Genomic DNA, 13,314 nt, shown 5'->3' with positions numbered 1-13,314 from the left:
CAAAAAACAAGTAATCATGGAAAACAACAAAAGTAGTATGGGATTAAAGGTAGGTCTAGGCATTGCTTTAGTCCTTTTTTTAGCAACTGGGTTTTATACAATGAACCTTTACAAAAACAGTAAAGAAACTCAGAATGAATTATCAGAAGAAAAGCAATTAGTAATGAATGATTTAAATGCTATGGCAAAACAATATGATGTTGCTATAAGCGAGAACAAAGTTGCTAATAAAGACTTAATTGAAGCTAGAGCTCGTATTCAAGGCTTAATAGATTCTTTGAAGATATCTGAAACCAATGTGAAAAGCTTATGGAAATATAAAAGCCAATACCTTTCGTTACAAAAAGAAATGGATGTGTTAATGGCACAAAATGATTCTTTAAAAGTGAGCAATTCCTATTTAGCTACATCTTTAGATAGTACTAGAGTTCGTTTAGAAGAGCGTAGTATGTTTTCGGATTCATTATTAGTCCAAAATACTGCATTAGCTGAAGTTGTTGAAAATGCATCTGCGTTAGGTACTGTTGGTTTAAAAGGTTTTGGTGTGATTGAAAGAACTTCCGGGAAATTAATTCCTACTGAAAGAGCTAGTCGCACAGATAAAATAAGAGTATGCTTTACAGTTGCAAAAAACAGATTGGTACAAGCGGGAGATCAAGAATTATACGTGCAAGTTATAGATCCAAAAAATAATACTTTAGGATCAAACGAGCAAATTACTTTTGGTGACAAAACATTAAATTACAGTATTATAAGTAAATTTAACTATGAAAATGACAACCTTAATGTATGTGAATTTGTTGCATCAAAAGGATCAAGTGATTTTGCGAAAGGACGTTACACGGTAAATGTTTTTAATAAAAAGGATTTAGTATCTACTTCAGAATTTACTCTGCAATAAATAAGGTCAATAAATTTTTAAAAAACCTGGAAGAGTTATCTTCCAGGTTTTTTTTATTTCTTAAAAGCGCCACACGCTATTTTAATATGGTTTGTTTAGGGCTTTAAGTTATTATTGTATATTTATATGTTCATTTTAAATATTTACTATTGAATAATATAATTACTTTTTTTAATCAGTTTACATATTTTTCAGAAGAGGCATTTATAGAGCTTCAAAATCTTTCCAATTTCAAAAAAATAGGTGCTGGTAAACAAATAATAAAGTTTGGAGAAGTTCCATCTAAAGTCTATTTATTGGTTTCGGGAGTGGTACGTTGTTATTTATCTACTGAATCTGGAAAAGAATTCAACAAAAGTTTTTATTTGCCCCTTAGTGTGATGGGTGCTTTGACGGCTTTAAAGCATAAAAATGAGTCAATTTTTACTTTTGAAGCATTATCAGATTGTGAAATTTATGAAGTGGATTATGTAAAATTAATGAATTTGTGTGATAAGAACCATAGTATTAATAAATTGTATACCAGAGTTTTAGAGGAAGTCTATAGTAAATATGAAACCAGATTGGTTGAACTAATTTCACTTGATGCAAGAGAGCGATATTTAGAGTTAAGAAAACAAATTCCTGGTGTTGATGATTTAATACCTCAATATCACATAGCTTCATATTTGGGTATTACGGCAGTTCAATTGAGTAGGATAAGAAAGAAAATGGATAGTCATTAACATTTGTTAATAAAAAATTGAATCCTTAATTATATTTTTACAATGATTTCCTCTGAAAACAAAGGATTGATAGCTAACCAACCACAAAAAAACAGGTATAAATTTTATACCTGTTTTTTTATTTTAGCATTTTGGTAAAATTATTTAAGGCTTCCTACCATATCTTCGGGCTTAACCCATTCATCATAATCCTCTGCTGTTACATAACCTAAATTTATAGCTTCTTCTTTTAAAGTAGTACCATTTTTATGAGCCGTATTGGCAATTTCAGCAGCTTTATAATAGCCAATTTTGGTATTTAATGCTGTAACTAGCATTAAAGAATTATTAAGAAGTTGTTTAATAACAGCATGGTTTGGTTCAATGCCAATAGCGCAGTTTTCATCAAAACTTACACAAGCATCCCCAATTAATTGTGCGGATTGAATAACGTTTGCAGCCATAACGGGTTTAAAAACATTTAATTCATAATGACCTTGAGCACCACCAAAACTAATAGCCACATCATTACCAATTACTTGGGCGCACACCATTGTTAAGGCTTCACATTGCGTGGGGTTTACTTTTCCTGGCATGATGGAACTTCCTGGTTCGTTGGCAGGAATGATAATTTCTCCAATACCACTTCTAGGGCCAGAAGCCATCATTCTTATATCATTGGCAATTTTATTTAAAGAAACAGCCAACTGTTTTAAGGCGCCATGTGTTTCAACCAATGCATCGTGGGCAGCTAATGCTTCAAATTTGTTTGGAGCTGTTACAAATGGTAGTTCCGTAAATTTGGCAATATATTCTGCAACGCGTTTGCTATATCCTTTTGGTGCATTTAAACCAGTACCTACAGCTGTCCCGCCTAATGCCAGCTCGCTTAAATGGGCCAATGTATTTTCTAAGGCTCTCATGCCATGGTCTAATTGTGATACATATCCAGAAAGTTCTTGACCTAAGGTTAAAGGCGTGGCGTCCATTAAATGTGTCCTACCAATTTTAATCACATTTTTAAATGCATCAGACTTAGATTTCAAAGTATCGCGTAATTGCTTAACACCAGGAAGTGTAGTTTCTACAATCTTCTTATATGCAGCAATGGTCATACCAGTAGGGAAGGTGTCATTTGATGATTGTGACTTATTAACATCATCATTCGCTTTAATAACCGCCTCATCTTTACCAATTTCTTTTCCTGCAAGTTGTTGAGCTCTATTGGCAATGACTTCATTCACATTCATATTGCTTTGAGTACCAGAACCCGTTTGCCAAATAACCAATGGAAATTCACTATCATGTTTGCCTTCTAAAATTTCATCACAAACTTTTGCTATTAAATCGCGCTTTTCAATAGGTAATACACCCAATTCACAATTCGTATATGCGGCTGCTTTTTTTAAGTAAGCAAAACCATAAATAATTTCTAAAGGCATGGATGCTGGAGCTCCTATTTTAAAATTGTTTCTAGAACGTTCTGTTTGAGCTCCCCAAAGTTTATCAGCAGGTACTTTTACCTCGCCCATTGTATCTTTTTCTATTCTGAAATTCATTTTTGTAATGGTTTAATTTGAGCTGCAAAGTTAGCAGTTTTTGTGGTTAATTATATGATAGTTGTTAGTTTTTAAACATCTTTTTAACACAGAAATAACGCTTCTCATAAATGCCGATTTGATAAAAATTGGTATCTTAGCAAGACTTCAAATTGAATATTCATATTTAAATATCACATTTTATAGCAATAAATTAAATTAAAAAATTATGGCAACAATTAGATTAGGAGACGAAGCTCCAAATTTTACAGCTCAATCATCAGAAGGGACAATTAATTTTCATGAGTGGTTGGGAGATAGCTGGGGGATTTTATTTTCGCATCCAGCAGATTATACACCTGTTTGTACCACTGAGTTGGGCACGGTAGCAAAATATAAATCTGAATTTGATAAACGCAATGTAAAAGTTGTAGCACTAAGTGTAGATGGTTTGGAATCGCATAAAGGTTGGATAAAGGATATTAATGAAACCCAACATACTACGGTTAATTTTCCAATAATTGCAGATGAAGACCACAAAGTATCAGAACTCTATGATATGATTCACCCCAATGCGAATGATAAATTAACGGTGCGTTCTGTATTTGTTGTTGGCCCTGATAAAAAGGTAAAATTGATTATAGTATATCCAGCATCTACGGGAAGGAATTTTGATGAGCTTTTACGTGTAATTGATTCATTACAATTAACGGCATATTATAAAGTAGCTACGCCTGCCAATTGGGAAAATGGAGATGATTGCGTGGTGGTACCTTCTATAGCAACAGCTGATATCCCTGGTATTTTCCCAAAGGGATTTAAGGAAGTAAAACCTTATTTAAGGATGACACCACAACCTAATTTGAATTAGACAGATAATAAGACTGTTAATAAATCTTAATTTAAGTATTGTATAACAAAAAGCTATATAGTATCTTTGCTTTAGAATTTTAAAAGATACACACAATTATGTTTGAATTTGATCAATATTTAGGTTTTTTAGCATTTTTAACTATTTTAACAATAGGTTTTTGGTTAATGATTTTTTTATTAACATTTGTTATTCCTTATTGGATAGGTGGTTCTTTAATTGAAAGATTAAAAGAAATTAGAGAAGCAAAAAAAGCTAAAAGACAGGATTAAATCATAATTTTATTTTATACAAAAAAGGGAGCTAATTTAATTAGCTCCCTTTTTGTTTCTGATATTTCAGCAGTTTTCTTAATCAAATTGCATATCATCAAAATCACCACCTTCACCACCATCAGGACCTTGGCCTTCTCGACGTTCTCTGTTTTGTTGTCTTTTTTGTTGGTTAAATCTGTATGTAAGAGATACATTGAAACTACGTACTCTCCATTGGTTTTCACTATACGTGTAAAATGTTGGCGTTGTAGTTTCAGAAATTCTTCTTCTGCTATTAAATACATCACTAATATTAAATGCTATTGACATATTATTATCAAATACATCTTTACTAAAAGCTAAATCAACAGAAGCCATACCTCTGGTTTTATTTTGTGCATCTTCACTTGGTCCTTGATAAAAAAGACGTGTTTGCCAATCTATATCTCCCGGTAAGGTGTATTTGTTATTAATTCTTGCAAACCAACTCACATTATCGGCATCAAAATTGGTTCCATTAAATTCGCCTCTGTTTTCAAACCTAAATAGATTAAAGTTACCATTTAAATTCCATTTTGTAGTAGGTCTGTAGGTTAAAGTGAATTCGAAACCTACACGGGTGTTAGACGCTAAATTTATAGGAGTACTTTGTAATACTTCAACCTCATCATCATATTGAGCAGCAAGACCACCGTAGTTAGGATCGTTTTCATTGATAGTAAAGTCTAACTCAGGGAAATAATAATCACCTGTACCTTGTTGTATAAAATTAAAGGTCTCAGTTGCTCTTTGGTAATAAATAGAAGAGTTTAATGTCAATTTTCCAAAATTGTTAAGGTATCCTAGATCAACTGTGTTTGAGTAACTAGGATTTAAATTTGGATTCCCTATAAACTGTGTTGTAGGACTTGATTGAGATGGGAATGGATTGATAAAACGAGAACGAGGTCTGCTTATCCTTCTATTGTAACCAAGCGTTAAACTTTGTTTTTCTGTGAATTCGTATGATAAATTAAGCGTTGGAAACAATCCTAAGTAATTTCTCTTACTAAAGTCTCCAGTTGTTACTTGATCTACCGTTATTCTTGTTTCTTCCAAACGTAAACCCATTAAATATGAAAATTTACTTATTTTGCTTCCATATTGGGTATAAGCCGCATTAACATGTTCTGTATAGATAAGATTGTTGGTCAATCCTGTATTTACAACAAACTCATCATCAATATAATTTTCTAATCTATAATCTGTATCATTAACGTTGAAATTACCTCGATAACCAGCTTCAAATTGACTTCCCTCACCAATTGGTAATACATAATCGGCTTGAAGTAATATACGTCTTTGATCTTCTAAAGTTTGAAGTCTTTGGGAAGGGTTTCCGTCATTTGTAATAATTCCAAACTCGTCTTCGGCACTATTTTCATATTGAAAGTCGGCTGTTAATTTATGTTGGGAATTATCACCAAATTGTTTATCAAAATTAATAGAATACTGAAACGTTTTATCATCTTCAACTTCTGGACTTAGCCTTACAAATCGTCTTATCAAATCTCTGTTTTCGTCTAATTGAAAAGTTTCGTTTGAAGTTACGCTCTCATTATCACTATTTCTTAATACAAATGAAGCGGTTAATGAAGAAGAATCGTTAATGTACCACTCAACACCATTACTTATTGTAAATCCATTTTGTGTTCTATCAGAAGTTCTATATTCATTGAAAAAGGTGCTAGGATTAGAACCGTTGAATGTTTCTCTTTCAGATAATCCGTTTCCTGGATTCTCTCTATAATTGTAACTCGATGTATTGAAAAAATTAAAATTACCAGTTCTGTAATTTACGTTTCCAGACAATCCATAGTTTGTAGGTGTACCAGCATTAACGGTTATAGCACCATTCATTCCTTGTAGCTTACTTCTTCTTAAAATAATATTTAATATACCTCCAGTACCTTCAGCATCATAACGAGAAGAAGGAGCGGTTATAACCTCAACACGCTCAATAGCGTCTGCAGGAAGTTGGCGCAAGGCATCCGTAGAATTCAATCCTACCAATCCGGAAGGCTTTCCATTAATTAATATAGTAACGTTTTGATTTCCACGTAAAGCAACATTACCATCAACATCCACTGAGACAGATGGAACATTATCTAAAACGTCGCTTACAGTACCACCTCTTACGGTAAGATCCTGACCAACATTATATATTCTTTTGTCAAGTTTCATTTCAACGGTTGTACGCTCTGCAATTACTTCTACTTCACCAAGAGCCTGGGCATCTATTTCTAAAGAAAAAGACCCAATATTTTGAGAAGCAGTGATGTTTCTATTTGCTAAGGTGATGGTTTTAAATGAAATGAATTCTATGGTTATATCGTAAGTTCCTGTTTCTACAGGAATACTAAAATTACCACTAGGATCGGTGATTCCTCCAGTTACAATTTTATTTTCTGCTTTGTTTAAAAATGCAATGGTAGCATATTCTAAGGGTTGGTTTGTTTCTTTGTCAATGACTTTTCCGGTAATTGTAACTTCTCTTTGCCCGGTTGCTTGTGCTATCGATTTAAACGATAATAAACTAATAAATATCGAAAATGCGAGAATGAGGTTTTTGTTCATTTTTTGGTTTTTGTTTTATTAGATAACAAAATTGGGGCAAGGTTTAGTTAGTTGTAGTTAAAAGTTTGTTAAATGAAAATTAACTTGGGAAGTATTATGATTCTTTTAAGAAAACGTTAAGACAGACTAAGTTTATATAATAAAAGGACATTCCAATTAGAGGATTATAAATCCAACTAATGTGAAATTATTATTTAAACAAATCCATGCCAGGAATGTTTGGCATGCCTTCTTTGGCAACAGCGGCAAGTTCTGTTTCGTTTACTTGTGTAGCTCTTTCAATAGCCTTATTGAGGGTGAGTATTAAATAATCTTCAAGTTGTTCTTTATCGTTTAATAAGTCGTCCGAAATACTAATTGATTTAATTTTTCTATTTGCTGTAATGGTAATTTTCAATAAATCATCATTGCTTTTTTCATCAATTAAAACAGTATCCAATCGTTTTTTAGTGTCTTCAATTTTCTTTTGGGTTTCTTTAAGTTTGCCCATCATATTCATCATATCTCCAAACATGGTTTTATATTTTTTATATTCATTACAAAACTATTTAAATTTTATATTTTTGCCCACTTAATAAATCCGAATTAATATACCCTCATTGAAAAAGACAATTTCACCTCCAATAGCAAATAAAAAGCCAAAAAAACTTAGTATTCACAATGATGTGAGAATCGATAATTATTATTGGCTGAATGATAAAGAAAATCCTGAAGTCATTGATTATTTAAATGCTGAAAACGCTTATACAAAGCAAATAATGGAGCATACAGAAGGTTTTCAAAAAGAACTTTTTGAGGAAATGAAAGGTAGAATTAAAGAAGATGATACCACCGTACCCTATAAGCTTAATGGCTATTGGTATATAACCCGTTATGAAACAGGAAAGGATTATCCAATACATGTAAGGAAAAAGGAAACATTGGATGCACCTGAAGAGCTTTTGTTTGATTGTAATGAAATGGCCAAAGGCTTGGCATATTTTAATTTAGGGAGTATTTCCGTGAGTCCAGATAATAACCTAGCTAGTTTTTCAACAGATGTGTTGGGAAGAAGACAATATACGCTTCAAATTAAGAATTTAGTAACAGGAGAAGTTTATCCGGATGCCATATTAAATACAACAGGAGGTTCTACTTGGGCAAATGATAGTAAGACATTGTTTTATTCAGTTAAAGAGGAAGTGACTTTAAGGTCTTTCAAAATTTTCAAGCATAAATTGTATACAGATTCTAAAGAAGATATCGAGGTTTTTTATGAAAAAGACGAAACCTACAATACGTTTGTTTATAAAACCAAATCTAAAAAATATATTGTTATTGGCTCTTCAAGTACGTTGACTTCAGAATATCGATTTGTAAATGCCGATACGCCTGATGAACCCTTTAAAATCTTCCAAAAAAGAAAAAGGGAACTCGATTATAGTATTGCCCATTATAATGATTGCTTTTACATTATAGCCAACTGCGATGGTGCTACTAATTTTAAGCTATTAAAAACCCCAGAAAATTTTACTGAAAAGAAATATTGGAAAGATGTGATTCCTCATAGAGACCATGTTTTAATTGAAGATATTGAAATATTTAAAGATTATTTAGTTGTTAATGAACGTGAAAACGGATTGAACAATTTGCGCATTATGGGTTGGAATAATAAAGAGGATTATTATTTGCCTTTTGATAGTGAAACCTACACGGCTTATATAGGGAATAATCCTGATTTTGATAGTGATGTTTTAAGATATGGCTTTAACTCATTGACATCGCCAAGCGCTGTGATAGATTACAATTTTAAAACCAAGCAAAGTGAAATAATGAAAGAGCAGGAAGTCTTGGGAGGGAAGTTTAAAAAAGAAAATTATATTTCTAAACGAATTTGGGCTACAGCAAGGGATGGAGCAAAAGTGCCCATGTCATTAGTATATAAAAAGGATACTAAGTTAGATGGAAATAGCCCTTTATTACTATATGGTTATGGTTCTTATGGCTCTACTATAGATCCTTCGTTTTCAAGTCTTCGTTTAAGCTTGCTGGATAGAGGTTTCATTTACGCGATTGCACATGTTAGGGGCGGTGAATATTTGGGAAGACCATGGTATGAAAACGGCAAACTGCTATTTAAAATGAATACGTTTTATGATTTTATAGACTGTTCTAAATATCTTATTGAAGAAAAATACACCTCAAATCAGCACCTATATGCTTATGGAGGATCGGCTGGCGGCATGCTCATGGGAGCTATTGTTAATATGAATCCAGAATTATATCATGGTATTATATCGTCAGTTCCATTTGTTGATGTTGTTACCACGATGTTAGATGATACCATTCCATTAACAACGGGTGAATATGATGAATGGGGAAATCCTAACGAAATTAACTATTATAATTACATGAAATCGTATTCTCCTTATGATAATGTGGTAGAAAACGAATACCCTAACATGTTGGTAACAACAGGCCTGCATGATTCTCAAGTTCAATATTGGGAACCAGCAAAGTGGGTAGCAAAATTAAGGGATTTAAAAAAAGATTCTAATATATTATTATTACATATCGATATGGATGCGGGTCATGGCGGGGCTTCAGGACGTTTTGAAAGTCTAAAAGAAGTGGCCCTAGAGTATGCTTTTTTATTAGATTTGGAAGGAATTCATTGTTAATAAAAAAAAATGTTTATTTTTGTTAGGTTTTAGGTCACAATTATTTTTCGTAATATTGACTTAGCTGATAAATAGCATTTATGAAACACAGAAATCAGGTTTTTGATAATGTATTAGATTTAGTAGGTAAAACACCGCTTATTAGAATCAATAAATTAACTTCCAAATTTAAAGGTAGCTTTTATGCAAAAGTAGAATCCTTTAATCCAGGACATTCCTCAAAAGATAGAATAGCGCTTTATATTATTGAACAGGCTGAAAAGCAAGGTATATTATCGCCGGGAGATACCATTATAGAAACAACGTCGGGTAATACTGGTTTTAGTATTGCTATGGTGAGCATTATTAAAGGTTACGACTGTGTTTTAGCAGTTAGTTCAAAATCATCCACGGATAAAATAGATATGCTCAAAACAATGGGTGCAAAAGTTTACGTTTGCCCTGCCCATGTTAGTGCAAATGACCCAAGATCTTATTATCAAGTTGCTAAAAGACTTCATGAAGAAATTAAAGGCTCAGTTTATATAAATCAATATTTTAATGAACTTAATATTGATGCACATTATAAATCTACAGGGCCTGAAATTTGGAAACAAACTGAAGGTAAAATCACTCATTTGATTGCATGTAGTGGTACTGGAGGAACAATTTCAGGAACGGCAAAATATTTAAAAGAACAAAATCCGAATATTAAAATTATAGGTGTTGATGCTTTTGGTTCTGTAATAAAAAAATATCATGAAACAAGAGAGTTTGATGAAGAAGAAATTTACCCATATAGAATTGAAGGTCTTGGTAAGAATTTAATTCCAACAGCGACAGATTTTGATATTATAGATGAGTTTGTTAAAGTAACAGACGAGGAGAGTGCTCACACAGCAAGAGAAATAGCCAAAACGGAAGGGTTATTTGTTGGATATACTTCTGGGGCTGCCATGCAAGCTATTAAGCAACTTGGTGAAGAAAAAAGATTTAAAAAAGATGACTACGTGGTTGTTATATTTCCAGATCACGGTTCTCGGTATATGAGCAAGATTTATAGTGATAAATGGATGAGTGAACAAGGCTTTTTTGATAGTATCAATGCTGAGGCTGCTCAAACCATTCAATATATAAAATAGCAAATAAGCCTATATTTTAAAGAGATAACTTTGTTGTAATCACAAAAAGTTATCTCTTTTTTTGTTTCGTCAATAATTGAATGGTAAAAATTATGTACAAACAATATAAATATTTAATTTTGCAAGGACTAACTACGTAGAATAGCTTTCCTAAATTAAGCATCATAGCCTCATAGTTGCTCACATCAAACATTAATTGCAATAAGATTTATAATAGATGAAAGATTTATTTGAAAAAATTTATAGGGATAAAGGGCCTCTAGGAAAATGGGCATCACAAGCAGAAGGTTATTTTGTATTTCCAAAATTGGAAGGTCAAATTTCAAACCGAATGAAGTTTCAAGGAAAAGATGTTATTACTTGGAGTATTAATGATTATTTAGGATTGGCTAATCATCCAGAGATTAGAAAAGTGGATGCACAAGCAGGAATCGATTATGGTTCGGCTTACCCTATGGGCGCAAGAATGATGTCTGGTCATACAGATCTTCATGAAACTCTAGAAAACGAATTAGCAGAGTTTGTGAATAAAGAAGCCGCTTACTTATTGAATTTTGGCTATCAAGGGATGGTTTCCACAATTGATGCACTAGTTTCAAAAGATGATATTATTGTATATGATGTAGATGCACATGCATGTATTATTGACGGTGTTCGCTTGCACATGGGTAAACGTTTTACATATAAACATAACGATATTGAAAGTTTAGAAAAAAACTTAGATAGAGCTACTAAAATGGCGGAGCAAACAGGCGGCGGTATTTTAGTGATTTCTGAAGGTGTTTTTGGAATGCGTGGTGAGCAAGGTAGGCTTAAAGAAATAGCTGCCTTAAAGAAAAAATATAATTTCAGATTTTTGGTTGATGATGCCCATGGTTTTGGTACACAGGGAGAGAGAGGGGCAGGAACTGGCGAAGAGCAAGGTGTTCAAGATGACATAGATGTGTATTTTGCAACTTTTGCTAAATCTATGGCTGGAACAGGCGCTTTTATTGCGGCGGATAAAGAAATTATAGATTATTTAAAATATAATTTACGTTCTCAAATGTTTGCAAAATCGTTGCAAATGCAATTGGTTGTTGGTGCTAGAAAGCGTTTAGATATGCTTAAAACCATGCCTGAATTAAAAAACAAACTTTGGGAAAACACGAATGCATTACAAAACGGACTTAAAGAACGAGGTTTTGATATTGGTACAACACAAAGTTGTGTAACACCAGTTTATTTAAAAGGGAGCATTCCAGAAGCTATGGCTTTGGTAAAGGATTTAAGAGAGAATTTCGGAATTTTCTGTTCTATTGTTGTATATCCAGTAATTCCTAAAGGATTAATATTACTGCGTTTAATACCTACTGCCACACATACTTTAGAAGATATAAAAATCACACTAGATGCTTTTGAAGCTATTAGGAGTAGACTTGAAAATGGTACTTATCAACGTCTGTCTGCTGCAGTCATGGCAGCTATGGGCGAGTAAGATATAATATTTTTGAAAAGAGCCGCTAATTTAGCGGCTCTTTTTTTTATAACTCTTTTCTAAACGTTTTTCTTCTCTTATAAACTTCTGGATCAAAATGTTTCCAAATTTGATGGATGGCATAATTGTCTTCTAATTCGGGGGTTCTAAAACAAGTTTCTATGCCTTTTTCGGTAAACGTGTTATAATACTCATTAAAAATAACGGCATGTACACCTTTATTTTGATAATCTGGGTGAATGCCTATCAAATAAAAAATAACATCTTTACTGTGCTTTTTGGCGTGCAAAATATGTAGGAAACCTAAGGGAAATAACTTACCATTCATTTTTTGTAAAGCCTTTGCAAATGCTGGCATTACAATGGCAAAACCAATAAGTTTGTCATCTTTATCTACAACAAATTTTATATATTCAGGGTTTATAAAGCTTATAAATTTCTTTTTAAAATATTCTTTTTGAACATCTGTTATGGCTACAAATGATGATAATGACGCATAACTTTCATTAAATAAATCGAACATTTTATCTGCATAAGGCATGACTTCTTCTGTTTTGGTAAAACTTAAAGCCTTTAGTTGATAGCGTTTTTTTATAAGTTCTTGCGCTTTTAAAAAGAATTCTGTCTTAACATTTTTAAAAGGAAATCTACTTTCTGAATATGATTTTTCTATTTTGTAATTAGCAGCTTCATAGTGTTTTACATAATAGGGGTAATTGTACCACGTTACCATAGGGGCTATAGAGTCAAATCCTTCGGTCATAACGCCGACTTTATCTAAATTAGAAAAACCAACAGGACCTTCGGCAAATTCTAAATTATGGTACTTCCCTATAGCTTCTATTTTGTTGAAAAGGGCTTGAGATACTTCTAAATCATCAATAAAATCAAACCAACCAAACCTCATTTTTTTTAAAGCCTGGTTTTTAACTTCTAACCAATTGATAATGCAAGCCACTCTTCCAACGATTCTATTGTTTTTATAAGCTAGAAATAAGGTGGCTTCGGCGTCATTAAATACTGGATTATCTTTTTTACTGAATGTTTTAAGTTCTTCTCTAATGATGGGAGGTACCCAATATTTAGAATCTTTATATAAGTCGAACGGAAACTTTACAAATGCTTTTAAGTCTTTGTTAGTTTTTACTTCTTTTAATACTATCATATGTATG

General features: G+C 32.5%; 11 protein-coding genes. 7 read left to right on the top strand and 4 right to left on the bottom strand.

The window, feature by feature from the left end:
- Positions 1-16: 16 nt before the first annotated feature.
- On the top strand, positions 17-901 hold the full coding sequence (locus CDH49_RS12545; protein ID WP_100615875.1) for a chromosome partitioning protein ParA: 885 nt from the start codon (positions 17-19) through the stop codon (positions 899-901).
- 149 nt (positions 902-1,050) lie between these two features.
- Complete coding sequence (locus tag CDH49_RS12540) at positions 1,051-1,626, top strand: Crp/Fnr family transcriptional regulator (protein WP_157805312.1); 576 nt, start codon at positions 1,051-1,053, stop codon at positions 1,624-1,626.
- 140 nt (positions 1,627-1,766) lie between these two features.
- On the opposite strand, the gene fumC is transcribed toward CDH49_RS12540, so the two are convergent.
- Positions 1,767-3,164, bottom strand: coding sequence for a class II fumarate hydratase (gene fumC / locus CDH49_RS12535; RefSeq protein ID WP_100615873.1), 1,398 nt, complete (start codon positions 3,162-3,164; stop codon positions 1,767-1,769).
- Between the two features lie 208 nt (positions 3,165-3,372).
- Between fumC and CDH49_RS12530 the strand changes: the two genes are divergently transcribed.
- Positions 3,373-4,014 carry a peroxiredoxin gene (locus CDH49_RS12530; RefSeq protein ID WP_100615872.1) on the top strand — a complete coding sequence of 214 codons (642 nt, stop codon included), beginning with the start codon at positions 3,373-3,375 and terminating at the stop codon, positions 4,012-4,014.
- A 98-nt stretch (positions 4,015-4,112) separates the two neighbouring features.
- Positions 4,113-4,286: a hypothetical protein gene (locus CDH49_RS15755; RefSeq protein ID WP_193434737.1), complete on the top strand. Its 174-nt coding sequence runs from the start codon at positions 4,113-4,115 to the stop codon at positions 4,284-4,286.
- A 78-nt stretch (positions 4,287-4,364) separates the two neighbouring features.
- Here CDH49_RS15755 and CDH49_RS12525 read toward each other — a convergent pair whose 3' ends face one another.
- Both CDH49_RS12525 and CDH49_RS12520 read right to left on the bottom strand, forming a co-directional pair.
- Positions 4,365-6,884 (bottom strand): TonB-dependent receptor domain-containing protein, encoded by a 2,520-nt coding sequence (locus CDH49_RS12525; RefSeq protein ID WP_100615871.1) that lies wholly within the window; start codon positions 6,882-6,884, stop codon positions 4,365-4,367.
- Between the two features lie 190 nt (positions 6,885-7,074).
- On the bottom strand, positions 7,075-7,398 hold the full coding sequence (locus CDH49_RS12520) for a YbaB/EbfC family nucleoid-associated protein (protein WP_100615870.1): 324 nt from the start codon (positions 7,396-7,398) through the stop codon (positions 7,075-7,077).
- 85 nt (positions 7,399-7,483) lie between these two features.
- Here CDH49_RS12520 and CDH49_RS12515 point away from each other — a divergent pair, with 85 nt between their 5' ends.
- The 3 genes from CDH49_RS12515 to CDH49_RS12505 all read left to right on the top strand — a co-directional run bounded on the left by CDH49_RS12515 (position 7,484) and on the right by CDH49_RS12505 (position 12,142).
- Positions 7,484-9,544, top strand: coding sequence for a S9 family peptidase (locus CDH49_RS12515; protein ID WP_100615869.1), 2,061 nt, complete (start codon positions 7,484-7,486; stop codon positions 9,542-9,544).
- A gap of 80 nt (positions 9,545-9,624) precedes the next feature.
- Positions 9,625-10,665, top strand: a complete 1,041-nt coding sequence (locus tag CDH49_RS12510) for a PLP-dependent cysteine synthase family protein (protein ID WP_100615868.1) — start codon at positions 9,625-9,627, stop codon at positions 10,663-10,665.
- Positions 10,666-10,882: 217 nt separating this feature from the next.
- Positions 10,883-12,142, top strand: a complete 1,260-nt coding sequence (locus CDH49_RS12505) for an aminotransferase class I/II-fold pyridoxal phosphate-dependent enzyme (RefSeq protein WP_100615867.1) — start codon at positions 10,883-10,885, stop codon at positions 12,140-12,142.
- Between the two features lie 46 nt (positions 12,143-12,188).
- On the opposite strand, the gene CDH49_RS12500 is transcribed toward CDH49_RS12505, so the two are convergent.
- The gene (locus tag CDH49_RS12500) at positions 12,189-13,307 is read right to left on the bottom strand and encodes a GTP cyclohydrolase (protein WP_100615866.1); all 1,119 of its coding nucleotides are present in this window, start codon (positions 13,305-13,307) and stop codon (positions 12,189-12,191) included.
- Positions 13,308-13,314: the final 7 nt, after the last annotated feature.

This window comes from Confluentibacter citreus (genome assembly GCF_002807055.1).
In the GTDB taxonomy this organism is placed as follows: domain Bacteria; phylum Bacteroidota; class Bacteroidia; order Flavobacteriales; family Flavobacteriaceae; genus Confluentibacter; species Confluentibacter citreus.
This window is presented reverse-complemented; position numbering and strand designations above follow the sequence as displayed.

Excerpts from the sequence above, each read along its gene's own strand:
- CDH49_RS15755 (WP_193434737.1), top strand. The coding sequence starts at position 4,113 with ATGTTTGAATTTGATCAATATTTAGGTTTTTTAGCATTTTTAACTATT.
- CDH49_RS12545 (WP_100615875.1), top strand. The coding sequence starts at position 17 with ATGGAAAACAACAAAAGTAGTATGGGATTAAAGGTAGGTCTAGGCATT.
- CDH49_RS12505 (WP_100615867.1), top strand. The coding sequence starts at position 10,883 with ATGAAAGATTTATTTGAAAAAATTTATAGGGATAAAGGGCCTCTAGGA.
- CDH49_RS12525 (WP_100615871.1), bottom strand. The coding sequence starts at position 6,884 with ATGAACAAAAACCTCATTCTCGCATTTTCGATATTTATTAGTTTATTA.
- fumC (WP_100615873.1), bottom strand. The coding sequence starts at position 3,164 with ATGAATTTCAGAATAGAAAAAGATACAATGGGCGAGGTAAAAGTACCT.
- CDH49_RS12510 (WP_100615868.1), top strand. The coding sequence starts at position 9,625 with ATGAAACACAGAAATCAGGTTTTTGATAATGTATTAGATTTAGTAGGT.
- CDH49_RS12520 (WP_100615870.1), bottom strand. The coding sequence starts at position 7,398 with ATGTTTGGAGATATGATGAATATGATGGGCAAACTTAAAGAAACCCAA.
- CDH49_RS12500 (WP_100615866.1), bottom strand. The coding sequence starts at position 13,307 with ATGATAGTATTAAAAGAAGTAAAAACTAACAAAGACTTAAAAGCATTT.
- CDH49_RS12530 (WP_100615872.1), top strand. The coding sequence starts at position 3,373 with ATGGCAACAATTAGATTAGGAGACGAAGCTCCAAATTTTACAGCTCAA.